We start from the raw sequence: 24901 nt of genomic DNA on the forward strand, positions 1-24901 counted from the left end.
TGTCCAGGGTCGACCGTGCCGTCACGGTCGACCCTGCCGTGGCGTCTGACCTTTGGCCGGAGCGGAACAACCGGAACCGGGTTTGGTTACCCAGTGATCGCACCCGCCCTTGGGTCCTGTCACCGGAAACCGGATTGAACAAAAGCCAGCCGGTTTTGTTTGACTTCTGCAGAATGAAAGGAGATCGCAATGAAAGTGCCCCGTAAGGAAAAGGCGCTCTCGCGCGACGAGGACTATCGCGACTATGAGGAGCGCGATCTTCGCGAAGGATGGCCCTACTCGGACGGTAGCGGCAGTACCTCGCGCAGCCCCGAAAACAGAAGCTATGGCGCTACCGGCGCGAATTTCGATGAGGACCGCGGAAAGGGCTTCATCGTGGATGAGGCCGGCGCGGACGGTCTTGAGGAAAATCCCACGGACAATGGTCGTCCTCTGCCGCCGGACCGCATCGACAGCGACGAACTGGAAGCGGTGATCACGGATCTGCTTGGCCAAAGCGGTGAAGCCGAGGCAAACAGCATCGACGTGCGCGCCGATAGAGGCGTCGTGACCCTGGAGGGTGCTGTCGAAACCTTGGCGATGGCGCGCCGGCTCGCGGCAGCGGTGGAGGCAGTGCCCGGGGTCCTGGAGGTTCGCAACAATCTTCAAACCCTTGGCGTCGATTCGCACATCCCCGACGACGGGTAGCGAGGACGCCTTTGCGGTTGCGGCGCCGCCGCCGGGACATCGATGGAGGGTCCAATGTCAGTGTTCGAGGTATTGGTCGAGCAGGAAGTGGCCGAAGAACTCGGCGTCGCCGTGGTCATGTTGACCCGGGAGGACAGCCGTGGTCTCCCCCGCAAAGGGATCATGCTCACGCACGAACTCGTCGACGACGCGTTCGAAGGTGATCGTGAACGTGCGGCTGAAGCGGCACGATCCGGCGTGATCGACCATGAGGCGATGCGCCGGATCGAAAGTCCGGACAGGCTGGTTTATCACCCGCGAGGCGCAGCCGATCCTGCCGCATGGACGCTTGCCGCATTCAGCCGCGACGATTTGGGACTGTTCGAAGGACCGGTCCGTTCCGGTGGGGCCGGGGCGGGCGGCATCCAGGTTTAGATTACATCCAACTGTGTAGCGGTTTTCCGTTCTAGGGCGTTTCAGTGAAAACTGAAACGCTCTAGCTCTGCACAGGCGGCTTGCCAGGGAACAATCCTGTCAATCCGCAGTTGGCTACCTGAAGGGACGTTCGAATGGAGAACATCCGATGAAGGGTATCCTTATCAAGAGTGCGCTCGCTTTAAGTCTCGGGGTTGCGTCCACCCCGGTCTTTGCGCAGACGGAACAGCCGGCACAGGGCCAGTCCACCGAATGCCCGGCGGGCACGGAATGTCCGCAAGGCGGCGCGCAGCAGGATCAGCAGCCTGATGCTCAAGGGGGTGCGACACAGCAAGGGCAGACGGGCCAGGACCAGCAGCAGCCGGCAGATCAGCAACAGCCCTCCGATCAGCAGCAACCGGCGGATCAAGGTACCGGCCAGCAGCAGGATCAGCAAGATCAACAGAAGCAGCCTGACCAGCAGCAGGACCAGCAAGGCGAAACCGGGACGCAGCAGGATCAAGGCGGCTCGCAAACCCAGGAGAAGGGGACCGACACGCAGACCGAGCAGCAGGACTCCGAGCAGCAGCCCGCGCAGGGCGAAACCGAGCAGCCCGCTGAAGGCGAGTCCCAGTCGACCGAGCAGGGTCAGACCTCCGGTTCTTCCGGAAATGTCGACGTGACGGTAGAGCAGAAAACCGAAATCACGCAGGTCATCAAGGAAGAGAGCGTCGAGCCGATCGACGTCGACTTCGATGTATCCGTCGGAGTGGCAGTGCCGGAGACCGTCAAGGTCAAGCTGAGGCCGCTGCCGACCCGCATCGTGAAGATCGTCCCAAGATACGAAGGCTACCTGTTCTTCGTCCTCGCCGATGGCAGGATCGTCATCGTGGAACCGTCGTCGCTGGAGATCGTGGTGATCCTCGCCTGACTGCTTGCCTCATGAAAGGGGCCGTCTGGTTCTCCAGGCGGACCTTTTTTTGTCCGGCGGTCGTGTGCTGTGGGCTTCGATCTATCCGCAGCGCTCAGGCCTCGGGATTCGAATTATGCCGGCGCCAGATATCCAGGAGCAGCAGCGTTACCGTGAAGGCTACCGGACCGATCACCAGCCCCGCCGACCCGAATACGATTATCCCTCCGATCATGCTCATGAAGGCCGTCAGCGTGTGGAGCTTCAGGCGGTCTCCCACGAAAATGGGGTAGAGAAGATTGTCGATGGTCGCAACCACTCCGGCACCCCAGGCGACGAGTATGAGCGCCTTTCCCCACTCGCCGACCAGGGCCAGCGACAGCGCGGCCGGAAGCCAGACGATAAAGGCGCCGAGCACCGGCACGACGGCGAGCAAGCCCATGGCGAGACCCCAGACCACAGGCGCCGGCAGACCGAGCAACCAGAACATCAGGCCGCCCATCGCGCCCTGTACGGCAGCAACGGCCACCGTGCCGAAGACGACGGCCTGCACCGTTTCGTTTACCCGCGTGAACAGCCGGTTCATCTCCTGCGAGCTGAGAGGGGAATATTCCTTCAGCACGCCCAGTGCTTGCTGGCCGTCACGCAGGAAATAGAACAGAAAATAGAATGTCAGGATGGCGTCGACGATCTGGGCAACGGAACCACGTACGAATGAGGCGCTGAAGTTGGTGAGCCAACTGGTCGCACTACCAGCGATTCCGGCCAGATCAAGCTGCGTTTCGATCCAGACGACGACCGGCGCAAGGCGTGGATAGTTGGCGAGCGCATCGCGCCAGGTGCCCGACCTCACCGCTTCCTCGACGATCTGTGCCCCTTTGGCAGCTTCGTTCACCAACCGTTCCGCCATGAAGGTGAGCGGAACAGCCACGACGAAGGCGGCGATCGCCACGGTCGCCGCGGCCGCGGCTTCCGGGTAGCGGAGCCGTTTTTCGATCCGACGATGCAGCGGCCGGAACATCACAGTGAGCACGAGCGCCCATGTGAGCGCGGGGAGGAAGGGCACGGCGAGGAAATAGCAGACGACCAATCCCACGACGAGAGCGACAAGGATTGCCAATGTCCGCGAACGCCGCGGCGTCAGTAGGCGGTCTGGAGCATGCTTTTCCTCACCTACGGAAACACTCTTCGTCATCGCGTTTTCTTCGCCCGTTTGCGGCAGTTTGGGTCCGGTGGGACGGACTTGTCAAAAGATAACGCATCTCAACCGAAAGACGTTGCGACAGCCTGATGTAAACGGGCGCACCATGCGAGGAATTGCCCCGGCAGTGCCCGTGGGTTTTGGCTGGTGGGAGCCACTACACGACACTTTGAACATGGTTTGGTAGCGCAATCGGCGTGGATGCTGGAGAGTTCGTGCGGGCGAGAAAGTGGGACCCTTGGGGCATGGCGATGGCGCATGGGCGCCGGCGCGTTTTTGGTTCGGTGGAACACAGGACGATAGATATGTCTTTCAGGCCGCTTTTCGGTAGTGGGCGAATTCGGACTGCCGGAGAGCAGCCGGCGCAGTTCACGACAGCTTCTTGGGCCGGTTCCTCGGTCGTTTTCGATCGTCGGCGGTGGGCATGCCGGGAAGCCGAACTTCGCTGGACGGCGCCGCATCACGTGCTCGTTCTGACAGAGGAAGGCGCCACATCGCAGACCTCCATCCGATCCGATGGGAAAATGGTTTATGAGGGGCGAGACCGATCCGGTGCGATAACCTTCGTGCCCGCGGGGGTGGAACGCCTCGGTGCCTATCGCGACGTCGATCTTATCTATTCCGCCCTGTGGATCGATCCCCGGTCTATCTCTCCCGCCAGTGAACACCTGAAGGATTTACCGGTGCTGATAAACAAGAGCGACACTGTGATAAGCGCGCTGTTGAAATCGCTGAGTAGCGAGATATCCAACGGCCATATCCCCGATTCGGCCTATGTGGATCATCTGATTGCACTCGTCACTTTGCGGATACGTGGCTTCGCTGATGAGCCCGTCCCGGCTCCCCGCCATGGCTCCCTTGGCAGCCGCGTCGTCAAACGGGTCCGTGACTATATCGACGCACATTTGGATGGCGACATTTCCCTCGGCGATTTGGCCGATGTCGCCGGTGTTGCCTCGGATTCTTTTGCGCGTCGCTTCAAAGTCACGACCGGCTTCGCGCCTTACGCCTATGTGCTCGAGGAACGCATCCGGCGCTCGGAGGCGCTCCTGTGCGAGACCGACACTACGCTGAGCGCGATCGCATTGGCCTGCGGCTTCTCGAGCCAGAGCCACTTCACCACGACATTCAAGCGCCTGCGAGGCGTCACCCCGCACGCTTATCGGTCAAAAGTTATTCCGGAATCCTGATAATCCCGCCGATTTCCTGAAAGAAACGGCAGGCGCGGGCGGCCATGTTGCGTCGTGTCGATGCGCGCTGCTCGGTGTGTTCCAGGCGGCGTGCAGCCACCTCGCAGTCGAATCCGGAGATGACTCATGGACGAAACGCAAAAGGACATTGGACCGACGCGAAGAGCGGTGCTCGAGGGCGGTGCAGCCACGACGCTGCTCCTCATCGCCGGCCTGCCTGTCGGGCGTGCCGCTGCAATCGGTGCTGCCGTTGCCGCACCGCCGGCAACCCCGACGCCCACGCTGCCGGTGCTGCTCAACATCAATTCCAATAACATCGCGGTGGAAGTGGATCCGCGGACCACGCTGCTTGACACCTTGCGCAACCATATCGGTCTCACCGGTTCGAAAAAGGGTTGCGACCATGGTCAATGCGGAGCCTGCACCGTTCTTGTGAACGGGCGCCGGATCAATGCCTGTCTGACGCTCGCCGCGATGCACGAAGGCGATGAGATCACCACGATCGAGGGGCTTGCAGGTGAGGACGAACTTCACCCGATGCAAGCGGCATTCATCGAACACGATGGTTTTCAGTGCGGCTATTGCACACCCGGACAGATATGCTCCGCAGTCGGGATGCTGCGAGAGGTCAGGGAAGGTTGGCCGAGCCACGCAAGCGCCGATGTTGCGGCCGCCTCCGCCAAGCTCACGGATGCCGAAATCCGCGAGCGCATGAGCGGCAATCTCTGCCGTTGCGCCGCTTACCCCAACATCGTAGCCGCCATTCGCGATGCGGCAGAGAGGTTATGAAGCATGCAACCCTTCTCCTATCAGCGGGCCGACACAGTGGAAACGGCCGTTGCGGCTGTGGCGGGCAGACCGGCGGCACGTTTCATCGCCGGAGGCACCAATCTCCTGGACCTGATGAAGCTGGGTATCGAGCGCCCGGAGCATCTCGTCGACATCGGCCGTCTGGGACTCGACCGTATCGAGCCGACCGAGGAGGGCGGATTGCATATCGGCGCTCAGGTCCGCAATAGCGATCTCGCCGCCGATCCGATAGTCAGGTCGCGCTACCCGGCTCTGTCTCAGGCGCTGCTGGCGGGCGCCTCCGGCCAGATACGAAACAAGGCTTCGACAGGCGGCAACCTTCTCCAACGCACACGATGCCCCTATTTCTACAGCCGCAACATGCCTTGCAACAAACGAGAACCGGGCGCCGGTTGCGCCGCGCTCAAGGGCTTCAACCGGATGCATGCGGTCATCGGAACGAGCCAGGCGTGCATTGCCGTGCATCCCTCAGACATGGCGGTCGCCATGGCGGTGCTCGACGCGACAGTCGAGACAGTCTCTCCGGGAGGTGAAACGCGTTCGATCCCGATCGGAGATCTCTACCGGCTGCCCGGCACGACGCCGCACCAGGAGACCGTGCTTGCCCACGGGGAAATGATCACCGGCGTCACTCTGCCGCCACCACCCGCGGGCCGGCAGGCTTATCGCAAGGTGCGCGACCGTGCCTCCTACGCGTTCGCCCTCGTTTCCGTTGCAGCAATCATCGAGGTTTCCGGCAATCGGGTGCGAACCGCTCGTGTCGCCTTGGGCGGCGTCGCGCCGAAACCCTGGCGGGCACTGGAAGCCGAGAGCAGGCTCGCGGGTGCGGCACTATCGGACCATGTGCTGACGGACGCCGCGGAGGCCGCCCTGGCGGGAGCCGTCGGACATGGCGGCAACGACTTCAAGATTCCCTTGGGCAAGCGGACGGTGCGTTACACGCTCGCCTCCGCGGCCGAACAAGCGTGACCCGAGCAGACTGGTGGAAACAATGACGGATAAGGCGCAGCGACATACCACAAGCGGCGGCGGCAGCCTCATAGGCAAACCCGTCGACCGCGTCGATGGACCGGTCAAGGTTACCGGTACCGCCACCTATGCCTACGAAGTTGCGGAGGGCCCTTCGGCTTTCGGTTTTGTGCTGGGTGCGGGCATCGCCAAAGGCCGCATTCTGGAAATCGAAACCGGCCTGGCCGAACGAACGCCGGGCGTCCTTCACGTGATGACCCATCTTAATGCACCGCCCCAACCGGAATTTGGTCCGGCCGTCACGCCGGCCGTGCGCGAGGTTTTCACCCGTGCGCGACCCGTGCTCCGCGACGGCCGCATTCGCCACTATGACGAGCCGATCGCACTTGTGGTCGGCGAGACCTTCGAGGCCGCACGCGCCGCTGCGGCCCTCATCCAGGTTCGCTACGAAGAAGCAGCCGGCGACTTCGGCCTCGAAGAGCGCCGCGGAGCGGCCTACGCACCGCAGCGGACCAATGCAGGCTTCGATACGGATAGCGCAGTGGGCGATTTCGATGCGGCCTTTGCCGAGGCGGCGGTACGGATCGACATGACCTACCGTACGCCCTACCAGCACCACAATCCGATGGAGCCCCATGCGACATTGGCGATCTGGCAGGGTGACGACGTGACCATCCATACCTCGGCGCAGACCCTCTCGAACTTTCGAGCCGGCCTCGCTGCTACGCTCGGCATTCCGCTCGAGCGCGTGCGCGTGATCAGCCGTTACATCGGTGGTGGTTTCGGCTCCAAACTCATCGTGCATGCCGATTCGGTGCTCGCAGCTCTGGCCGCGCGCATTCTCGGAAGACCCGTCAAGGTCGCCCTGACGCGCCAGCAAATGTTCGCCAATGCCGGGCACCGTGCGGAAATGCTCCAGAACGTTCGATTGGGCGCGAGCGCCGACGGAAAACTGCTGGCTCTCGGACACGATGTCTGGTCGGCAACCTCTCGAGTTGAGGAATTCTGCGAGCAGACGGCGGTCTTCGCCCGTTCGCTCTATGCCGCACCCAGTCGCCTGACCCGCCACCGGCTCGTTCCGGTCGACCTCAACAGAGGCGAGTGGATGCGGTCTCCGGGCGAGGCGCCGGGCATGCTGGCGCTGGAATGCGCCATGGACGAGTTGGCCGAGCGGCTGGGTCTTGACCCGATCGAGCTCAGGATCCGCAACGAGCCCGATCTCGATCCCGAGCGCGGGGTGCCGTTTTCCACGCGTAACCTCGTGGCATGCATGCAGGAGGGGGCGCGGCGCTTCAGTTGGGAGCGGCGCAGGTCGGAACCGGGCAGCCTGCGCGAAGGCCGTAAGCTGGTTGGCCTCGGCATGGCCGCTGCGATCCGGCCAAACTACATCGGAGCGGCGGCGGCCTTGGTTCGGATCGACGCGGAGGGACGAGTGAGCGCTCGCCTCGACATGACCGATATCGGTACGGGGACCTACACCATCCTGACGCAGATTGCGGCCGATGCCTTGGGCGTTCCGCTTGCGGCAGTTATGATCGAGCTTGGGGACAGCCGCTTTCCCTTGACGGCAGGCTCCGGCGGTTCCTGGGGAGCGGCAAGTGCCGGGACGGCCCTCTTGCGTGCGTGCGAAGCGCTGAAACGGAAGATCGTGACCGCGGTGCGCACGCAACCGGGTACACCGGCCCAGAATTCCGGGACTGACGACGTCACGATAGCCGCAGGAGCGGTCCGCTTCGGCGAACGGACGGAAGTGTTGGCGGAATTTATGCGGCGTGTCGCACCCCAAGGGCTCGACGCCACGGGTTCGGTCGAGGCCGGTGCGAGCACCGAGAGCTACCGCGCATTCTCGCAGCATTCCTATGGCGCGCATTTCGCCGAGGTCAGCGTCGACTGCGACACGGGAGAGATCCGTGCGAGGCGCTTGCTCGCCGTGATCGGCGCAGGCCGTATTCTCAATGCGAAGACGGCGCGTTCACAGATTCTCGGAGGTATGACCTGGGGCCTCGGCGCAGCCTTGATGGAGGAATCCGTCCTTGACCGCCGCTACGGATGTTTCGTCAATCATGACCTTGCCGAGTACCACGTTCCGGTCAACAGCGATGTTCCAGACCTCGATGTAGTGTTCATCGAGGAGAACGATGACAAGGCCAACCCTTTCGGCGCGAAAGGTCTCGGAGAGCTCGGCGTTTGCGGTGCCGGCGCGGCGATCGCCAACGCGGTCTATAACGCCACCGGGGTAAGGGTTCGCGAGTTCCCGCTGACCCTGGACAAAGTCCTGCCGGGTCTGGCGACGGTTGCGCTTTGAGGTCCCGCGAAAGCGGGCTGCGGACCCTTTCAGGTCGGTGTCGAGCCCATCACCAGACCTTCGATATCGTGCTTCTGCGTGACGGGGATCAGCTCATCGACAACCCTGCAGACGAGGTGCTGCTTCACCAGAACGGGCAGGGCATCAAAGTAATCCTGAGTCACCATCATGTCGTGCAGTTCGGCGTGGCCGGCGCCGGGCGCGTCGACGCCGAGGACCATGACCGGGCGGGCGATCGGCGAAGCATGTTCCGTACCCCGATGGATGGTGAGCGCGGAGCGGCACGAAACATCGCCCAGCTTCGGATACTTGCGCGTCGCGAGTTCCTGAAACTCGGGCCACCTCTCCTTGGGCGGGAACATTTCATGCTTCCACTCCCTGCCGTCGAGCCACTGGGTGCCGGGCGCGATCTCGAACGGGCCCATATCCTCCGTCACGTCCACGCCGGTGAGGTTGAAGGCAAGCGAGGTGATGCGGCGCTCGACGTAGGTTTCGGGCGGCGAGGGGAAGTCGCGGTGCCAGGGCTGGTACTTCGCCCCCTGAAACGGCACGTCGAAGCCGATCTCGACGATCTGGTAGTCGGGACCGAGCACCGCCTCGCACATGCCGGCCACCCACGGATGGGTGACGAGGTCGACGAAACCGGAAAAATCCTGCGGATGGATCTCGACGTACCAGCGGCGCGGCCCACGGCCGACGGCACCACCCGGCCGCTGAATGGCCGACCAGAAGGCCGTCATCATGTCCTCACGCATCGTTTCGGCCCATTCGCGGGAAAAGGCGCTCTTCAGTCCGGTGATGCCCTCCCGTTGCAAGGCTTCGACGGACGCGCTGAAATCGTAGCCCGACCGGGTTTCCTGTGTTGCTGTCGTAGTCATCACATCTCCTCTTGCTTTCGCATTGTCGCGGGCTTCACCCTGCATCCCGGCCGCATCTCAGACGCGTTCCTCGCCTGTGCGGCGTGACATCAATCGCGCCTGAAGAACGACGACGATGAGCAGGAAGCCGCCGCGGATGACGGATTGCCAGTAGGCCGAAAGGGAAATCCACCCGAGGCCGTTCTCGAAATTAAGGATGTTGAACACCATCGCGAGCAGCAGGGCGCCCGCAAGCGTCGCCCCCACCGAGCCCGAACCGCCTGTCAGAAGCGTACCCCCGACGACTACGGAGGCGATCGCGAAGAGTTCCCAGCCGACTCCCTCGGTCGGTTGGCCGGCACCGAACTGCGAGGCGAGGATGACGCCTGCGAGCCCCGCCAGCGCGCCGGAACCGACATAGACGGCGGCGAGCGTCCGCCTCACCTTGAGTCCCATCAATGCGGCCGTCGCTTCGCCGTCGCCGATCGCCAGCACATGGCGGCCGACGGGCAGGCGTTCGAGCACCAGCCAGCCGGCGACATAGACGAGAAGGGCGATCCAGGCGGGAATCGGAAAACCAAGGAAGTCGTCCTGGCCTATCGCCGTGAAGCCGCTGTCATAGGAAACGGAGACGGATTGGTTTCCCGCAAGCAGCAAGCCGGTGCCATAGGCCGCAAGCATGGTCGCGAGCGTCGCGATAAAGGGCTGGATGCGCATGACTGTAACGGTGAAACCGTTCAATGCTCCGACGGCAAGACCCGCCGCAATGCCGCCGAAGAGACCTGCGGCCCAATGATAGGGCGACAGAAGCGCGGCGACGACGCTCGCCATGGCCGCGGTACCGCCGACGGAGAGATCGATGCCCCCGGTCATGATGACGAAGGCCATGCCCAGCGCGATCAGCGCGAACATGGAGTTGTAACGCAGGAAGCTCAGGATGTTGTATTGCGACAGGAAGTTCTCGTAACGCAGTGCTCCGAACAGGATGAGGCCGAAGAGCGCCAGAATGACGCCGAGGCGGGCCATATCGCCGGGGGACTTGAGGGCAAGCGCCTTGAGGACTGAATTCATCGGCGTTCTCCCTCACGACTTTCCGGCGCGCTGCTGGATGAACACCGCAAGTAAGATCAGCGCAGCCTTGACGATCAAGGCAGCCGCGTCCGGCACGCCATTGGCGAGCAGGGTGTAGCGCACCAGCTGGATGACCAGGGCGCCGATCACGGTGCCGACGATGTTTGCCCGCCCGCCGGTCAGAAGCGTGCCGCCGACGGCGACTGCCGCGATCGCGTCGAGCTCCATGCCGAGGCCGACGAGGTTCGCATCGCTTGCGGAATTGCGCGCGACGACGATGAGGCCCGCCACCCCGGCAAGCGCGCCGCTGATCATGTAGACGAGCAGTTTGACACGGTGGACGGGTATGCCGGTGAGGCGGGCCGCCTTCTCGTTGCCTCCGACCGCTATGACCTGCCGCCCGAACACCGTGTAGCGGATTCCCGCCCAGGCGATCGCGGCGATCGCAATCATCAGGATCACCTGGGCGGGAATGCCGGCGACACGCCCCAGGGCGATGAACTGGAAACCTTCGTTCCGGAAGACCTGCAGGTTGCCGTTGGTCATCACCTGGGCGATGCCGCGGCCTGCGATGAACAGCACGAGCGTCGCGATGATCGGCTGGATGGCGAAACGGGTCACGAGCAGGCCGTTAAAGAGACCGAGCAGCCCCGTGGCGACGACCGGCAGAACGAAGGCCAGCGCCACGGCGACGGGCATGGAGGAGACCGGAAACAGCGTCCCCATGAAGATCATCGGCGCAAGCGCGCCGCCGATCGCCATCAGTGAGCCGACCGAAAGATCGATGCCGCCGGTGGCGATCACGAGCGTCATTCCGATGGCAACGATCACGATCGTGGCGACCTGGGTGAGATTGACGTTGAGCGTCTGCAGCGACAGGAAGTTCGGAGTGAAGACGACGTTGAACAGGATCAGGGCCAGGAAGGCGGCGACTGTGCCGTAACGCCCGGCCAGCGTGAAGAAACGTTTGCCGGAGGGGACGGTGCCTGCGGTCGCCTGTGTCTCGATCGTCGTCATGCTACTCCACCTGATGTGCCATGGCGGCAAAGAGGGCAGCCTCGCTCAATTTCTTGCGCGGCAGCACGGCGACAGAGGTTCCGTCGCTGAGCACGGTTACCCGGTCGGCCGCCGCCAGCAATTCCTCCAGTTCGGACGAAATCATCAGCACGCCGAGGCCTTCGTCTGCGAGCCGGCGCAGGAGGCGCAGGATTTCGGATTTGGCGCCGATATCGATACCGCGGGTCGGCTCGTCGACAATCAGGAGCTTGGGATCGGTACAGAGCCAACGCCCGAGCAGGACTTTCTGCTGATTGCCGCCGGAAAGTTCCTTGATAGGCTGGTCGGGCGAGGTGCATTTGATGGCGAGCGCCGTGATGTAGCGCTCGACGATTTCATCCTGGCGGGCGCGATCGACGATGCCGGCGCGGGCGAGCTTCGGCAGAAGCGCGAGCGTCATGTTTTCGCGGATGCTCATATCGGGAATGATACCGTCGACCTTCCGGTCCTCGGCGACGAGCCCGATGCCGTCGGCAATGGCGTCCGCGGGCTGGCGATAGGCGCGGGCTTCGCCATTGTAGCGAATTTCGCCGCGCTGCAGCCGGTCCGCGCCAAAAATCAGGTTGGCCGTTTCGGTTCGGCCGGAGCCGAGCAGGCCGGCAAGCCCGGAGATCTCGCCTTCGCGCACCGTAAGGCTCACATCCCGCACGCGAACGCCGGCGCCCGCATTCCGGACCGATAGCCGCACCGGTCGCTGCGCGCCCTCGTCCGCGTCCTTGGCGATCGCTTCGAAGGCCGCGAGTTCTTTGCCCAGCATATGGCGCACCAATGCGAGCTTCGGCATGTCCGCCATTGCGGCGGTCGTCACGGTCTTGCCGTCACGCATGATGGTGACCCTGTCGCAAACCCGGTAGAGCTCCTCGAGACGATGGCCGATGAAGACGACGGAAACGCCGCCGCGCTTGAGCGTCCTTATGGTGTCGAAAAGAATGCCGACTTCCCGCTCGTCGAGGGAAGAGGTCGGTTCGTCCATGATGACGAGGCGTGCCTTCTGCGTCACGGCGCGCGCGATAGCGACCATCTGCCGGGTAGCGGCGCTGAAGCCGGCGACAGGTTGATCGACGTCGATTTCCAGATTGAAGGCCCGCAGGACGGCTGCGGCGCCTTCGCGCATCGCGGCCCGGTCGATCAAGCCGAAGCGGCGGGGTTCGCGCGACAGATAGATGTTCTCGGCGACGGAGCGCTGCGGGGCGAGGTTGATCTCCTGGTAGATCGTCGCAATGCCCCGGGCCTGGCTCTCCGCCGGCATGCTGAAGGATACGTCCTCTCCCGCAAAGACGATCGCACCCTCGTCGCGCCGGTACGCGCCGGTCAATATCTTGATGAGCGTCGACTTGCCCGCGCCGTTCTGCCCGACGAGTGCCATCACCTCGGCTTCGCCGACTTCGAGCGAGGCCGAGCGAAGCGCCGGAATGCCGTTGAACGATTTGCAGATGCCCTGCATGGACAGAAGCATAAGTCCTCCCGATGCCGATCTGTCTTTACCGCGGCCGATTTCGCAGCAATTGCGGACTTCGCCACCCGGCCGAACGATCCGGCCGGTTGGCGAAGGATGTCAGTAGGCGTTGGCGAGTTCGGCAGCCGCGTTTGAGGAGTCGTAGAACTTGTCCTCGTTTATGACCATGGGATCGATCTTCTCGCCCTTGGCGTAGCGCAGCATCGTCTCGAAGGCCTTGGGTCCGAAGCGCGGGTTGCACTCGACCACCGCGGCGATCTTTCCGTCGATGACCGCCTGAACCGCCTCCTTGCCGCCGTCGATCGACAAGACCAGCACATCCTTGCCCGGGACCTTGCCCGCCGCCTCTATTGCCGCAATGGCACCGATCGCCATCTCGTCATTATGGGCATAGACGATGTCGGCATCGGGGTGCGCCTGCAACAGGGCCTCGGCGACCTGCCGGCCCTTGTCGCGTGCGAAATCGCCCGACTGCGAAGCGACGATCTCGAAGCCGCCTGCCGCCTTGATCGTCTCGTCGAAACCTTTCTTGCGGTCGTTGGCCGGCGACGAGCCGGTCGTGCCCTCGAGCTCGATGATCTTCGATTTGCCGTTGGCGTTCTTGACCAGCCACTCGGCGATGCGCTTGCCCTCTTCGATGAAATCCGAACCGATGAAGGTCACGTAGTCCTCGCCGGCCTTGGCAAGCGACGGATCGACGCTGCGGTCGAGCAGGATGACGGGAATGCCGGCCTTTTTGGCGGCCATGACGGCGGGGATCAACGGCTTCTCTTCGCGCGGCGCCAGGAAGATCAGATCCACGCCCTGCGCGATCATCGAGTTGACGTCGGCCACCTGCTTGGCCGCCGACCCGGCTGCATCGGTATAAACGAGTTGATGGCCGAGCTTCTCGGCCTCGGCTTTCATGCTGTTTGTCTGGGCGATGCGCCAGGGATTGTTGGATTCCGTTTGCGCGAAACCGACCTTATAGGTCTCCTTCTGCGCCAGTTTGGGCAGTTCCGCGAAAGCGACGGTGCCGGCGACGGCGATTGCGCCGGCCGCCGTGGCCGCAAGCATGAACGCGCGACGTGAAATCCTGTTCATCGTGTTCTCTCCTCCCGGTTTGCCGGTACTCCTCTACCGGCTGCGAGCAACTTTATGCTTCACACGGGAAAACCTTGCGCTAATATTATTAGCAGTCAAGGCTAAAGTTATTAGCACATGCACAAATTGAATGCGGCGTTGCAGCGCGGGACAGGGGAACGAAATGGCAAAGGGCAATGGGGGCGATGCGTCGATTAAGGAAGCGGACGGCGGCCGGCCCACCATGACCGACGTGGCGCGCATCGCCGGTGTCTCGCAATCGAGCGTTTCCCTCGTGCTCAATGAAATGTCCGGAGCCCGCATTTCGGCCGAAACAAGGGCGCGCGTGCGCGAAGCGGCGCGCAAGATCGGGTATAGGCTGCCGAATACCCGGCAGGATCTAGCCCGCGCTCCGGCGATCGAAAAGGATACGATAGCCTTCATCGTAGACGAGATATCGACCAGTCCGCACCCGGTGGTCAGCCTCGACGGAATTCGCGACTACGCCTTCGAACAGGGCCTGCTCGTTTCCGCTCACGCGACCCGTTCCAACCCCGACCTGGAGAGCGCCGTGCTGCGCGCTGTAATGCGCGATCCGGCAATCGCTGGAGTGATTTATGCGACGATCTTCACACGAAAGGTGAGCGTCCCGCGCGAACTGGCGAGCATCCCCACCATCCTGCTGAACTGCTATGCCGAGCCGCGCCAGCACATGGCGATCGTGCCCGGAGAGGTCGCCGGAGGCTTCGCGGCGACCGCGCATCTGACTTCCCTCGGGCACCGGCGCATCGGCTTCATCAACGGCGAACCTTGGATGGATGCGGCCATCGATCGGCTCAAAGGCTACAAACAGGCGCTGGCCACCGCCGATATCGCCTACGACGAATCCCTGGTGCGCAATGGCGACTGGCTCCCCTTGCGCGGCTACGAGGCTGCGCTCGAGCTGCTTGCCATCGACAATTCGCCGACCGCCATCTTCTGCGGCAACGACCTGATGGCGATCGGGGCGCTCGAAGCAGCTTCGGAGCGCGGGCTTCGCGTGCCGCAGGACCTGTCGATAATGGGTTACGACGACCAGGAACTCGCCCGCTACACGCATCCGCCGCTTTCGACGCTGGTGCTGCCGAACTACGAAATGGGCCAGAAGGCGGCTGAAATGCTGATCGACATGGCGATACACGGAAAGAACCCGCGCCCGATGACGATCAAGGTGGATGGCCCGCTGGTAGAACGGGGAACGACGGCAGCCATCCCGGAGAGGATGGCTGGACGTGCCTTTGCCTTGCGCGAGGGGTGAGGCGGCGTCGAACCAGGAAAGGCACGACGCAGGCGGGACGCGACGGCTTCAAGTCTTGCGGCTACGCGGTTGCAGACGGAAAACCGGATACTTGAAGTGCTCTATCGCAGGAAATCGGCGCGGTGCGGCGTGAAGCTGTCGATCAGCCGCCCGGCCTCCAGCGCCTTGACGCCATGGACCACGCCCGATGGAGCAATGAAACTGTCGCCGGTGGAAAGAACCTGCGTGCGCTCGCCGACGGTGACTTCGAACTTGCCCTCTGCGATATAGCTCCCCTGCACATGAGGGTGTGAGTGGAGTGCGCCGATTCCGCCTTTCTCGAAGGCGAATTCGACGAGCATCAGCTCGTCGGTATGCAGGATCACCCGGCGCCGATTGCCCTGTCCAAGATCTACCCATTCGCCTTCATCGCCACGGGCAAAAAGTTTCGTGTGCATCATCGTCTTCTCCTATCTGGCGAGCCAGCCGCCGTCGACCGGAACGACGGCGCCATGCATGTAGTCGGAGGCCGGTGCGAGCAGGAAGACCGCCGCGTCGCCGATATCGTCCGGTGTGCCCCAGCGCCCGGCGGGGATACGTTCCAGAATGGAGGCGCTGCGTTTTTCGTCGGCGCGCAGAGCTTCCGTGTTGTTGGTGACGACGTAGCCGGGGGCCACAGCATTCACATTGATGCCCTTGGCAGCCCATTCGCATGCCAGCAATCGGGTGATGCCGAGGGCTCCGTGTTTGGACGCGGTATAGGAAGCGACGCGGATGCCGCCCTGAAATGACAGCAGCGAAGCGATGTTGACGATCTTGCCGCGGCTTTCCTCGGCAACAATCCGGCGCCCGAAGGCCTGACTGAGGAAGAACAGCGAACGCAGATTGACGTCGATGACATCATCCCAATCGGCTTCGGTGAAATCCACCGCGTCGGCGCGACGGATGATTCCCGCGTTGTTGACCAGGCCCTGCAGCGGGCCATGCTCGTTCCACAACCCGTCGATGAGGGAACGTGTGGCTTCGCGATCGGCAAGATCGGCATGGGCCGGAATGAAAGTTCCGCCGGCGTCGGTGACCTTCTTTTCGGTCTCGTCCATGGCGGAGCGGCCTACGCCGATGACCGTACCGCCCGCCCTGGCGATCGACACCGCGATACCCTGTCCGATCCCGGTATTGGCACCGGTGACGACGACACGGCGGCCCGCAAGGCTGAAGCGCGACGGTACGCTCATCGCATCGTCTCCATCGGCACCATCTCCACATCGGTATAGTCGACATTGTCGCCGGCCATCGCCCAGATGAAGGCGTAGTTTGCGGTTCCGCAGCCCGAATGGATCGACCAGGGCGGAGAAAGCACGGCCTCCTCCCTGGCCATCACGATGTGCCGGGTTTCGCTCGGTTCGCCCATGAGGTGCAGGACGCGGGCGCTGTCATCGAGGTCGAAATAGAGATAGGCCTCCATTCGCCGGTCGTGCACGTGGCACGGCATGGTGTTCCAGACCGACCCCGGGGCAAGCTGAGTCATGCCGACGACCAACTGGCAGGTCTTCACGCCTTCGGGGTGGATGAACTGGAAGATCGAACGTTCGTTCGATGTGGCCGCACTGCCGAGGTCGAGCCGTTTGGCGTCGCCGATGCGGATATGGCGCCTTGGCAGCGCCTGGTGAGCAGGCGCACTGAGCAGGTAGAATTTGGCGGGCGCTGCCGGGTCCTCGGACGAGAAGGTGACGTCCTCGCCCATGCCGGCATAGGCCATGTCGCGCGGCTCTAGACGGAAGCTTTCGCCATTCATCTCGATACGGCCGGGGCCGCCGATGTTTACGGCGATGAGCTCGCGCCGCTCGAGAAAGCGCGCCGTACCCGTCGGACGGATGGTCTCGAGAGCCAAGGGCCTGTCGACCGGCATCGCACCCCCGACGATCATGCGGTCGTAGTGGCTATAGGTGAGCGAGATCCGCCCCTGCCGGAACAGATCGCCAATGTGAAAATTCGCACGCAAGGCATCGGTGTCCATGCGGGCTGCTGCTGCCGGGTCGATGGCGAAACGAATGGTGTAGTCGATATGGCTTGCGGTCATCGGCTCACGGTCCTCGGATTAGGGCACTTCCAGGAAAAGTGTGTAACGGTTTCCGTCCAGGAGTGCGTAGTTTCAAGTGTTGGAACGTTCCGCTGCTTCGATAGGCAGCGAAAACGCTCTAGGGGTGGGCAATCAGACGCTGCGCTTGGCGGCGCCCCAGGCAGCCTGCTGTCCGCTCAGCCGGACACGGTAGCGTTCCTGGCTCGCGGCCAGATGGGCGCGCATGGCGGCGCGCGCCGCTTCCGGATCGCTTTCGGAAATCGCCTTCAGGATCGCCAGATGCTCGCGCTGGAGGCTTTCCTGATATTCCCGCGAAAGCACGCTTTCGGTGCCCCAGGGTGAGGCCACGTCGCAAGGGATAGCCCGCAGGCCCAGTGCATCGAGAACCTCCACGTAATAGGGATTGTTGGTCGCAGCCGCGATCGCCCGGTGGAAGGCAAAGTCGCTCTTTCCGGTTGCCTCGCCGCGCTCGAGCAGGCGATCGAATTCGAAGAAGGCCTCCTGGATCTGGGCCTCCTGGGCGCTATTGCGCCGAAGCGCAGCAAGACCCGCGCTCTCGATCTCCAGCCCCATCCGCACCTCGATGACGTTGAGCGCATGGGAGATCTTGTTGCCGACATCGAGGCTGATCGAGCCGAAGGCAAGCGTCGGGTGGTCCATGACGAAAACCCCGGCACCCTGCCGCGGTTCCACGAGGCCGTCCGCGGCAAGGGTTGCAATCGCCTCGCGCACCACGGTGCGGCTGACGCCGAAGAACTCGCTCATCCGGCTCTCCGTCGGCAGCTTCTGGCCGGGTTGTATTTCGCCCTTCAGAACCTGCTCCCTGATTGCGTTCGCGACGCGCTCGGAAAGCTTCGGCTTGCGTTCGGTCAGAAGATCCATGCGGTTTGTCACCCTTTGAAGACGGCCGGCAGCCATAGAGAAAGGGCCGGAACATAGGTGACGAGCCCGAGCACGATCAACCCGGCCAGGTAGAACGGCCATATGCTGCGCATCGCCTCCCAGACGGAGATCTTCCCGACTGCACAGGCGACGAACTGCACGGCGCCCACAGGCGGCGTGTTGAGCCCGATGCCGAAGTTCAGGATCATGATGACGCCGAAATGGACCGGGTCGACGCCGTAGGCCATGGCGACCGGCAGGAAGATCGGGGTGCAGATGATGATGGTCGGGCCCATATCCATGAAGGTGCCGAGGAACAGCATCAGAACGTTGAGCAACAGGAGTATGATGATCGGATTTTCCGAGATCGTGTTCATCCAGTCGATCAGCGCTGCGGGCACTCTCAGGAACGCCATCAGCCAGGAGAAGGCGGCCGCCATGCCGATGATGAGCAGGACCATGGCCGTCGTGCGCACGGCGGCGAAGGTTGCCTGGACGAAGTCCTGCCAGGTCATCTGCCGATAGACGAAGACGGTCACCGCAAGCGCATAGAGAACGGCGATGCATGAACTCTCGGTCGCGGTGAACACACCCGAACGTACGCCCCCGAAGATGATGCCGATGAGCAGGAGGCCGGGCGTCGAAATCAGCAGGTAGTGCCCGACCCTGGCGAACCCGGGGAAGACCTCCGTCGGATAGCCGCGCCGGCGCGCAACGAAATAGGCGGTGGCCATCAGTGCGGCAGCGTAAAGGAGGCCGGGAAGGATGCCGGCGGTGAAGAGATCTGCGATCGAGATCTTTCCGCCTGCCGAGATCGAGTAGATGATCATGTTGTGCGAAGGCGGCAGCATCAGCGCGATCAAGGCCGCCATCGAGGTAACGTTGACGGCGTAGTCCGCGCCGTAACCGCGCTGTTTCATCTGCGGGATCATGAGCCCGCCCACAGCGGCGGCTTCCGCCACGGCCGAGCCTGAAATGCCGCCGAACAGCGTTGCGGTGACGATGTTGACCTGACCGAGCCCGCCCCGGATGTGCCCGACCAGTGAAGCCGCGAAGGCGACGATCTTCTGGGCGATCCCGCCACGCACCATCAGATCGCCGGCATAGATGAAGAAGGGAATGGCAAGCAGCGAAAACACGCTCATGCCGGAATTGAGCCGCTGAAAGATCACCAGCGGCGGCAGCCCCAGATAAAGAACCGTCGCGAAGGACGCGACGCCGAGGCAGAAGGCGATCGGCGTGCCGATCAACATCAGCAGCGTGAACACGCCGAAGAGGATCATCATGTCCATCGCGTCAGGCCCTTATTTCAGCAGTTTCGAGTTCGGCAGCAACCTCCGCCGGCGGCATTTCGTCGAGAAGGTCGTCGATCGGTTCCCCGGCAAGGCGGAGGACGATGCGCTCCAGCGCGAACAGGCAAATGAGGACGCCGCCCGCGACGAGGGGCACGTAGCTCCAGCCGCCGGAAATCTGCAGCGAAGGCAGGATGGTGTTCCAGGTGAGAGCGACGAGCTGCCCGCCATACCAGATCATGCCGATGCCGAAGGCGAGCGCGACGATATCGGAGATCATGCGCAGCCAGATCTTGCCGCCCTTCGGCACCACATAGAGCAGCACGTCGAAGCCGAGATGATAGTTTTCGCGCACGCCGACGGCGGCACCGAGAAAGATGAACCAGCTCATCAGCATGACGGCGCCGGGTTCGGTCCAGCTCGGCGAGTCGTTCAACACGTAGCGGCAGAACACCTGCCACGCTACGATGAGCGTCATCGCGACGAGGCCCACACCCGCCATCCAGAGCGAGAGAGTTCCCAGCCAGGAGAGGCCCCGGCCCAATTTTGCCAATCCGTTAGACAAGGTTTCATTCCTATCGAAAGGGGCGGGCAGGCTGCTGCTGCGGCCTGTGCGCTAAGGCGCATGGCCACAGCAGGCCTGCCCGTCTGACTCGTCACTGTACTGCGCGTACGTCCTCGACCATCTTCTTCAGGACCTCATCGGTGACGTGCTTCTCGTAGACCGGCTTCATCGCATCGATGAAACCCTGCTTTTCGGGCGTGGTGATCTTCGCGCCGGCCGCTTCGACCTTCGCACGCGACTCCTTCACCTTGGCGGCCCAGAGCTCACGCTGCTTGGCAACACTGTCCTTCGCAGCCTGCTTGAAGATCTCCTGGTCTTCCGGCGTGAGCTTGTCGAAGGCGGCCTTGTTCATGACGAATACCTCCGGAAGGATGGTGTGTTCGTCGAGCGAATAGTTCTTGGCTACTTCGAAATGCTTGGCGGTGTCGTAGCTTGGAAAATTGTTTTCCGCGCCGTCGATGACGCCCGTTTCGATTCCCGAATAGACTTCGCCGTAGGGCATCGGGGTAGCGTTCGCCCCGAGTGCTGCCACCATGTCGACGAAGATGTCCGACTGGATGACGCGGAACTTTAGGCCCTTCATGTCCTCAACCGTATTGATCGGCTTCTGCTTGTTGTAGAAGGAACGCGCGCCCGCGTCATAGAAGGCAAGCACCACCACTCCGGCGCCTTCGAAGGCCTTCTTGATCTGGTCGCCGATCGCGCCGTCCATCACCTTGTGCATGTGCTCTTCCGAACGGAAGAGGTAGGGCAACGCCGGAACGATCGATTCTTTCACCGTTCCGTTGAAGGGCGCCATCGATACGCGGTTCAGTTCGATAACACCGGAGCGCACCTGCTCGATCGTGTCCTTTTCCTCTCCGAGCTGCGCGGAGTGATAGACCTCGACGGAGTAGCGGCCGGCCGTGCGCTCCTTGACCAGTTCGCCGAAATACTTGACCCCTTCGACCGTCGGATAGCCGTCCGGATGCGTGTCGGACGAGCGCAGCACCGTCTGAGCATTGGCTGCATTGCCCATGAATGACGCGGCGACCAATAGGCCCGCCGCCAGTTTGACCAGGATTTTCATGCTTTTCCTCCCGTTGCATGATTTGAATTCTCAGAGCCGGTACGCCTCCTTCGCGAGACCATAGGCAAGGTCCCGCGCAAGCTCGTACGCCTCATGCTCCCGCAGGCGATGTTCCGAGACCAGACGCGCGAGAAATGCGCAGTCGACCCGGCGCGCGACGTCGTGGCGCGCGGGAATGGACGGAAACGCCCTTGTGTCGTCGTTGAAACCGACGGTGTTGTAGAAGCCCGCCGTCTCGGTGGTCATCTCACGGAAGCGTCGCATACCCTCCGCACTGTCGTGGAACCACCATGCGGGTCCGAGCTTCAGCGCCGGATAGACCCCGGCAAGCGGCGCAAGCTCGCGCGCATAGCTCGTCTCGTCCAGCGTGAAGAGAATGACGGTCAGATCGCGCTCGAGCCCGACCGCGTCGAGCAACGGTTTGAGCGCGGTCACATAGTCCGTGCGGGTCGGAATATCGAAGCCCTTGTCGCGGCCGAACTTTGCCAGAATCGCGGGCGAGTGGTTGCGGAACGAGCCCGGATGAATCTGCATTACGAGCCCATCGTCCAGACTCATCTTCGCCATCTCGGTCAGCATCTGCGCCCGGAACAGGCGCCGCTCGTCGGCATTCGCCTTGCCCAGCCGCACCTTGTCGAAGAGTGCCGCGGCCTCGGCTTGCGGAAGGTTGGCAGTGTCTGCGGTCGCATGGCCGTGATCCGTCGAGGTCGCGCCGAAATCCTTGAAATAGGCGCGGCGTGTGCGGTGGGCGTCCAGATAGCCCGACCACGTTCCGGTGTCGGCGCCGGTGATATCGCCGAGCTTATCGAGATTGGTCGGGAAACCCTGGAAATCCGGATCGACCACCGCGTCGGGACGGTAGGCGGGGACGACCCGTCCTTTCCAGCCGCTTTCCAGGATCTTCGCGTGCCATCCCAGATCGTCCAGGGCGCTGTCGGTCGTGGAGATCACCTCGATATTGAACCGCTCGTAGAGCGCGCGCGGGCGATAATCCGGGCGCGTCAGGCATTCGGCGACGTGGTCGTAAAGTCGGTCCGAACTGGCTGCGGAGGGCAGTTCGTCGATGCCGAACAGCTCGGACAGCGTATAGTCGAACCAAAGCCGCGTCGGCGTGCCGCGAAAGAGATGGTAGTTCTCGCAGAAACGCCGCCAGATCGCGCGGCCATCCGTCTCGACCGGCGAACCGTCGAGCGCCGGAACGCCGAGCTCTTCCAGCCTGATGCCCTGGCTGAACAGCATGCGGAACACATAATGGTCGGGCACGATGAGAAGTTGGGCGGGGTCTGGGAAAGCTTCGTCCAGCGCATACCAGCGCGGCTCCGTATGCCCATGCGGGCTGACGATCGGCAGACCGCTTACTTCGGCATATAGCCTCCGCGCCAGCGCACGCGTGCGCTCTTCGGCCGGAAACAACAGATCTGGATCGATCAGTCCCCTCATCACTCTCCCGCTCCTCCAACAGGTACTCTATGGCTACGGCTTGTAAAATATATTGTCAACATACAAACTTCATGAAGTTGTATGATGACTTTCTTGCCGCGCATCGATGCAGGGTGTAGATCGAGATCCGGGGGAACTTTGGCTGAGGGGGTGACGGAATGAAAAAGACGCGCATCGGCGTGATCGGGCTCGGCATGGCGGCTGCGCCGCATGCCAAAAGCCTGCTGGACCTCAACGAGAGAGTTGAGGTCGCTGCCGCCTTCAGTCCCACGGCCGCGAGGCGGAATGCCTTTTCCGATTCCTATGGTTTCACGACTTGCGACTCCGCCGAGACGATCTTCCATGATCCGTCGATCACGGCCGTCATGATATTGACGCCGCCGAGCACCCATCTCGATCTGGTGCGGCAGGCTGCCGAAGCGGGCAAGCATGTGCTTCTCGAAAAGCCGCTGGAGATCACGCCGGAGCGATCGGAGGCCCTGGTGGCGATGGCCGAGCGCGCCGGAATAAAACTCGGCATCGTGCTTCAGCACCGCTTTCGCACGGTCAGCCAGGAACTTGCGAAGCTCATCGATGAAGGTCGCCTCGGCCAAATCGTCAGTGCTTCGGCCCGGCTGCACAACTGGCGGCCGCAAAGCTATTACGATCAACCGGGCCGGGGTACACGGGCTCGCGACGGCGGCGGCGTGCTTCTCACCCAGGCCATACACACGCTCGACCTTCTCGTTTGGCTCGCCGGCCTACCGGAAGAGGTCAAGGCCTATGCGGCGACGAGCGGGATCCACCGCATGGAAACCGAAGACCTGGCAATGGCAGCGATCCGCTTCGCCGGCGGCGCGATAGGGACCGTGAGCGCGACCACCTGCGCTTATCCCGGCTATCCGGACGAGATAGACATAATCGGAACACGCGGCATGGCGCGTCTGGGCGGCCGGCTTCTTGCCGTTTCCTTCCACGACGGAACGGAACTCTCAGTCGAGGACGAGGCGGCGGGTGGTGCCGGCGCCGATCCGATGGCATTCCCGCATCACCATCACCGTGCGGTGCTTGCCGACTTTCTCGATGCCGTCGAGAGTAGCGGCGAACCGCGCGTCAACGGGCGCGAGGCACTGAAGGTCCACCGGCTCATCGATGCGATTCTCGGCGCTTCGGAAAGCGGGCAGGCGCACCGCCTCTGAGCCGTCGCGTCCCGGAACAAGCTATTTTCCGCGGCGTTGGATATGCATGCGGCGAGGCGGAGGCCGGTTCCGTCACCGGGCGGGCGTTAATTCATGGGTGCGAACAAAATCGAACTTGCCGAGAAGCTGGAGGCCGCGGAGCCGGGCAGGGGGCGTGCAGCCGATACGCCCGCTGATATCCCCGCCAAGGGGATGCGGGACGTCTTCTGGCGGGTGTTTTCCGAAATAGGCGAAGAGCGGGTCATGCTGATAGCCGCGGGTGTAAGCTTCTATCTTCTGCTGTCGCTCTTTCCTGCGCTGGGTGCCCTCGTCTCGATCTACGGGCTCGTCGCGGACCCATCCGAAATCGGCACCCATGTCGGTATCCTGCAGGCGCTTCTGCCGGCAGACTCCTACGGGCTGATCATGGACCAGTTGGAGACCCTGACGACGCAGAAGCCGTCCACTCTCGGCATCGGTTTCTTCGTGAGCCTGTCGATCTCCCTGTGGTTGGCAGCCAACGGCATCGCCGCCCTCTTCGATGCGATGAACGTGGCCTATGGAGAAAGGGAAAAGAGAGGCTTTCTGTCGAGAACACTCCTGTGCCTCGCGTTCACCTTCGCGGCACTCCTCTTCGCGGTCGCGCTGATCGCGGCGATCGGCGTCGTGCCGGCCGTACTGGCCTATGTGTGGGTCGACCGTTGGGTCGAGCTCGTGACCCGAGCGGCGAGATGGCCCGCGGTACTGCTCCTCGTCACCTTCGGCACCATCCTCATCTATCGTTTCGGGCCGAGCCGCGAGCGGGCGAAACTGCGGTGGCTGAACTGGGGCGCGGTGTTCAGCACCTTGTTTTGGTTGGCCGCCTCATGGCTCTTTTCTTATTACCTGGAACATTTCGCCAACTACAACGCGACATACGGCGCTCTCGGCGCGCTCGCCGGTCTCATGACATGGGTGTGGATCTCGGTGATGATTCTCATCATCGGCGCCCTCATCAATGCCGAACTCGAACATCAGACGGCGGTAGATTCGACGACGGGCAAGCCGCTCCCGTTGGGCGAGCGCGGTGCTCACGTCGCCGACACCATCGGCAAGGCGGCCGACTGATCAGCCGCAGCATGCGCCGTTCGCATCGCCAAGGAACAATCGCCGCTTCTTACGCATTTCAGGAAG

General features: G+C 62.9%; 24 protein-coding genes. 10 read left to right on the forward strand and 14 right to left on the reverse strand.

Annotated elements, in window-relative coordinates; translation table 11 throughout:
- Positions 1-189 precede the first annotated feature (189 nt).
- From PZL22_RS00820 to PZL22_RS00830, 3 genes are all read left to right on the forward strand, one after another.
- Positions 190-687 carry a BON domain-containing protein gene (locus PZL22_RS00820; protein ID WP_003528968.1) on the forward strand — a complete coding sequence of 166 codons (498 nt, stop codon included), beginning with the start codon at positions 190-192 and terminating at the stop codon, positions 685-687.
- A 54-nt stretch (positions 688-741) separates the two neighbouring features.
- Positions 742-1101, forward strand: coding sequence for a hypothetical protein (locus PZL22_RS00825; protein ID WP_003528967.1), 360 nt, complete (start codon positions 742-744; stop codon positions 1099-1101).
- 148 nt (positions 1102-1249) lie between these two features.
- Positions 1250-2011: a DUF1236 domain-containing protein gene (locus tag PZL22_RS00830; protein ID WP_003528965.1), complete on the forward strand. Its 762-nt coding sequence runs from the start codon at positions 1250-1252 to the stop codon at positions 2009-2011.
- 94 nt (positions 2012-2105) lie between these two features.
- Here the strand turns inward: PZL22_RS00830 and PZL22_RS00835 are convergent, their stop codons facing one another.
- Positions 2106-3185, reverse strand: coding sequence for an AI-2E family transporter (locus tag PZL22_RS00835; protein ID WP_003528963.1), 1080 nt, complete (start codon positions 3183-3185; stop codon positions 2106-2108).
- Positions 3186-3496: 311 nt separating this feature from the next.
- On the opposite strand from PZL22_RS00835, the gene PZL22_RS00840 reads away from it, so the two are divergent.
- From PZL22_RS00840 to PZL22_RS00855, 4 genes are all read left to right on the forward strand, one after another.
- The gene (locus PZL22_RS00840; RefSeq protein ID WP_003528961.1) at positions 3497-4381 is read left to right on the forward strand and encodes a helix-turn-helix domain-containing protein; all 885 of its coding nucleotides are present in this window, start codon (positions 3497-3499) and stop codon (positions 4379-4381) included.
- Between the two features lie 126 nt (positions 4382-4507).
- Positions 4508-5170, forward strand: a complete 663-nt coding sequence (locus tag PZL22_RS00845) for an aldehyde dehydrogenase iron-sulfur subunit (RefSeq protein WP_003528959.1) — start codon at positions 4508-4510, stop codon at positions 5168-5170.
- Positions 5171-5173: 3 nt separating this feature from the next.
- Positions 5174-6160, forward strand: coding sequence for an FAD binding domain-containing protein (locus tag PZL22_RS00850; protein WP_003528958.1), 987 nt, complete (start codon positions 5174-5176; stop codon positions 6158-6160).
- A 22-nt stretch (positions 6161-6182) separates the two neighbouring features.
- Positions 6183-8465, forward strand: a complete 2283-nt coding sequence (locus PZL22_RS00855) for a xanthine dehydrogenase family protein molybdopterin-binding subunit (protein WP_003528956.1) — start codon at positions 6183-6185, stop codon at positions 8463-8465.
- A 29-nt stretch (positions 8466-8494) separates the two neighbouring features.
- On the opposite strand, the gene PZL22_RS00860 is transcribed toward PZL22_RS00855, so the two are convergent.
- The 5 genes from PZL22_RS00860 to PZL22_RS00880 all read right to left on the reverse strand — a co-directional run bounded on the left by PZL22_RS00860 (position 8495) and on the right by PZL22_RS00880 (position 13988).
- Positions 8495-9343: a phytanoyl-CoA dioxygenase family protein gene (locus PZL22_RS00860; protein WP_003528954.1), complete on the reverse strand. Its 849-nt coding sequence runs from the start codon at positions 9341-9343 to the stop codon at positions 8495-8497.
- Between the two features lie 57 nt (positions 9344-9400).
- Positions 9401-10393: an ABC transporter permease gene (locus PZL22_RS00865; protein ID WP_003528952.1), complete on the reverse strand. Its 993-nt coding sequence runs from the start codon at positions 10391-10393 to the stop codon at positions 9401-9403.
- 12 nt (positions 10394-10405) lie between these two features.
- Positions 10406-11410, reverse strand: coding sequence for an ABC transporter permease (locus PZL22_RS00870; protein ID WP_003528950.1), 1005 nt, complete (start codon positions 11408-11410; stop codon positions 10406-10408).
- A gap of 1 nt (position 11411) precedes the next feature.
- Positions 11412-12905 carry a sugar ABC transporter ATP-binding protein gene (locus tag PZL22_RS00875; protein WP_003528948.1) on the reverse strand — a complete coding sequence of 498 codons (1494 nt, stop codon included), beginning with the start codon at positions 12903-12905 and terminating at the stop codon, positions 11412-11414.
- 99 nt (positions 12906-13004) lie between these two features.
- Positions 13005-13988: an ABC transporter substrate-binding protein gene (locus PZL22_RS00880; protein WP_003528947.1), complete on the reverse strand. Its 984-nt coding sequence runs from the start codon at positions 13986-13988 to the stop codon at positions 13005-13007.
- Between the two features lie 163 nt (positions 13989-14151).
- Here PZL22_RS00880 and PZL22_RS00885 point away from each other — a divergent pair, with 163 nt between their 5' ends.
- Positions 14152-15264, forward strand: coding sequence for a LacI family DNA-binding transcriptional regulator (locus PZL22_RS00885; protein WP_164817767.1), 1113 nt, complete (start codon positions 14152-14154; stop codon positions 15262-15264).
- A 101-nt stretch (positions 15265-15365) separates the two neighbouring features.
- On the opposite strand, the gene PZL22_RS00890 is transcribed toward PZL22_RS00885, so the two are convergent.
- The 8 genes from PZL22_RS00890 to uxaC form a co-directional block, all read right to left on the reverse strand.
- Positions 15366-15704 carry a cupin domain-containing protein gene (locus PZL22_RS00890; protein WP_003532450.1) on the reverse strand — a complete coding sequence of 113 codons (339 nt, stop codon included), beginning with the start codon at positions 15702-15704 and terminating at the stop codon, positions 15366-15368.
- A 9-nt stretch (positions 15705-15713) separates the two neighbouring features.
- Positions 15714-16478 carry a 2-dehydro-3-deoxy-D-gluconate 5-dehydrogenase KduD gene (kduD, locus tag PZL22_RS00895; RefSeq protein ID WP_003532448.1) on the reverse strand — a complete coding sequence of 255 codons (765 nt, stop codon included), beginning with the start codon at positions 16476-16478 and terminating at the stop codon, positions 15714-15716.
- A complete protein-coding gene (gene kduI / locus PZL22_RS00900; RefSeq protein ID WP_003532446.1) occupies positions 16475-17323 on the reverse strand; it encodes a 5-dehydro-4-deoxy-D-glucuronate isomerase in 849 nt (282 codons plus the stop codon). The genes kduD and kduI overlap by 4 nt, the downstream gene beginning before the upstream one ends.
- A gap of 132 nt (positions 17324-17455) precedes the next feature.
- Positions 17456-18205 carry a FadR/GntR family transcriptional regulator gene (locus PZL22_RS00905; RefSeq protein WP_003532444.1) on the reverse strand — a complete coding sequence of 250 codons (750 nt, stop codon included), beginning with the start codon at positions 18203-18205 and terminating at the stop codon, positions 17456-17458.
- An 8-nt stretch (positions 18206-18213) separates the two neighbouring features.
- Complete coding sequence (locus PZL22_RS00910) at positions 18214-19497, reverse strand: TRAP transporter large permease (protein WP_003532442.1); 1284 nt, start codon at positions 19495-19497, stop codon at positions 18214-18216.
- Positions 19498-19501: 4 nt separating this feature from the next.
- A complete protein-coding gene (locus PZL22_RS00915) occupies positions 19502-20062 on the reverse strand; it encodes a TRAP transporter small permease (RefSeq protein WP_013850661.1) in 561 nt (186 codons plus the stop codon).
- Positions 20063-20153: 91 nt separating this feature from the next.
- On the reverse strand, positions 20154-21131 hold the full coding sequence (locus PZL22_RS00920) for a TRAP transporter substrate-binding protein (RefSeq protein ID WP_003532439.1): 978 nt from the start codon (positions 21129-21131) through the stop codon (positions 20154-20156).
- A 30-nt stretch (positions 21132-21161) separates the two neighbouring features.
- Positions 21162-22571 (reverse strand): glucuronate isomerase, encoded by a 1410-nt coding sequence (gene uxaC / locus PZL22_RS00925; protein ID WP_003532437.1) that lies wholly within the window; start codon positions 22569-22571, stop codon positions 21162-21164.
- A 158-nt stretch (positions 22572-22729) separates the two neighbouring features.
- Here uxaC and PZL22_RS00930 point away from each other — a divergent pair, with 158 nt between their 5' ends.
- Positions 22730-23749: a Gfo/Idh/MocA family protein gene (locus tag PZL22_RS00930; protein WP_127598490.1), complete on the forward strand. Its 1020-nt coding sequence runs from the start codon at positions 22730-22732 to the stop codon at positions 23747-23749.
- A gap of 93 nt (positions 23750-23842) precedes the next feature.
- Positions 23843-24835 carry a YihY/virulence factor BrkB family protein gene (locus PZL22_RS00935; RefSeq protein ID WP_003532433.1) on the forward strand — a complete coding sequence of 331 codons (993 nt, stop codon included), beginning with the start codon at positions 23843-23845 and terminating at the stop codon, positions 24833-24835.
- Positions 24836-24901: the final 66 nt, after the last annotated feature.

Origin of the sequence: Ensifer meliloti (assembly GCF_030064585.1) — a bacterium.
GTDB classification, from domain to species: Bacteria; Pseudomonadota; Alphaproteobacteria; order Rhizobiales; family Rhizobiaceae; genus Sinorhizobium; species Sinorhizobium meliloti.

Excerpts from the sequence above, each read along its gene's own strand:
- PZL22_RS00855 (WP_003528956.1), top strand. The coding sequence starts at position 6,183 with ATGACGGATAAGGCGCAGCGACATACCACAAGCGGCGGCGGCAGCCTC.
- PZL22_RS00890 (WP_003532450.1), bottom strand. The coding sequence starts at position 15,704 with ATGATGCACACGAAACTTTTTGCCCGTGGCGATGAAGGCGAATGGGTA.
- PZL22_RS00835 (WP_003528963.1), bottom strand. The coding sequence starts at position 3,185 with ATGACGAAGAGTGTTTCCGTAGGTGAGGAAAAGCATGCTCCAGACCGC.
- PZL22_RS00850 (WP_003528958.1), top strand. The coding sequence starts at position 5,174 with ATGCAACCCTTCTCCTATCAGCGGGCCGACACAGTGGAAACGGCCGTT.
- PZL22_RS00820 (WP_003528968.1), top strand. The coding sequence starts at position 190 with ATGAAAGTGCCCCGTAAGGAAAAGGCGCTCTCGCGCGACGAGGACTAT.
- PZL22_RS00875 (WP_003528948.1), bottom strand. The coding sequence starts at position 12,905 with ATGCTTCTGTCCATGCAGGGCATCTGCAAATCGTTCAACGGCATTCCG.
- PZL22_RS00910 (WP_003532442.1), bottom strand. The coding sequence starts at position 19,497 with ATGGACATGATGATCCTCTTCGGCGTGTTCACGCTGCTGATGTTGATC.
- PZL22_RS00825 (WP_003528967.1), top strand. The coding sequence starts at position 742 with ATGTCAGTGTTCGAGGTATTGGTCGAGCAGGAAGTGGCCGAAGAACTC.
- PZL22_RS00865 (WP_003528952.1), bottom strand. The coding sequence starts at position 10,393 with ATGAATTCAGTCCTCAAGGCGCTTGCCCTCAAGTCCCCCGGCGATATG.
- PZL22_RS00885 (WP_164817767.1), top strand. The coding sequence starts at position 14,152 with ATGGCAAAGGGCAATGGGGGCGATGCGTCGATTAAGGAAGCGGACGGC.
- PZL22_RS00840 (WP_003528961.1), top strand. The coding sequence starts at position 3,497 with ATGTCTTTCAGGCCGCTTTTCGGTAGTGGGCGAATTCGGACTGCCGGA.
- PZL22_RS00830 (WP_003528965.1), top strand. The coding sequence starts at position 1,250 with ATGAAGGGTATCCTTATCAAGAGTGCGCTCGCTTTAAGTCTCGGGGTT.
- kduD (WP_003532448.1), bottom strand. The coding sequence starts at position 16,478 with ATGAGCGTACCGTCGCGCTTCAGCCTTGCGGGCCGCCGTGTCGTCGTC.
- PZL22_RS00880 (WP_003528947.1), bottom strand. The coding sequence starts at position 13,988 with ATGAACAGGATTTCACGTCGCGCGTTCATGCTTGCGGCCACGGCGGCC.
- uxaC (WP_003532437.1), bottom strand. The coding sequence starts at position 22,571 with ATGAGGGGACTGATCGATCCAGATCTGTTGTTTCCGGCCGAAGAGCGC.
- PZL22_RS00905 (WP_003532444.1), bottom strand. The coding sequence starts at position 18,205 with ATGGATCTTCTGACCGAACGCAAGCCGAAGCTTTCCGAGCGCGTCGCG.
- PZL22_RS00935 (WP_003532433.1), top strand. The coding sequence starts at position 23,843 with ATGGGTGCGAACAAAATCGAACTTGCCGAGAAGCTGGAGGCCGCGGAG.
- kduI (WP_003532446.1), bottom strand. The coding sequence starts at position 17,323 with ATGACCGCAAGCCATATCGACTACACCATTCGTTTCGCCATCGACCCG.
- PZL22_RS00920 (WP_003532439.1), bottom strand. The coding sequence starts at position 21,131 with ATGAAAATCCTGGTCAAACTGGCGGCGGGCCTATTGGTCGCCGCGTCA.
- PZL22_RS00870 (WP_003528950.1), bottom strand. The coding sequence starts at position 11,410 with ATGACGACGATCGAGACACAGGCGACCGCAGGCACCGTCCCCTCCGGC.
- PZL22_RS00930 (WP_127598490.1), top strand. The coding sequence starts at position 22,730 with ATGAAAAAGACGCGCATCGGCGTGATCGGGCTCGGCATGGCGGCTGCG.
- PZL22_RS00845 (WP_003528959.1), top strand. The coding sequence starts at position 4,508 with ATGGACGAAACGCAAAAGGACATTGGACCGACGCGAAGAGCGGTGCTC.
- PZL22_RS00860 (WP_003528954.1), bottom strand. The coding sequence starts at position 9,343 with ATGACTACGACAGCAACACAGGAAACCCGGTCGGGCTACGATTTCAGC.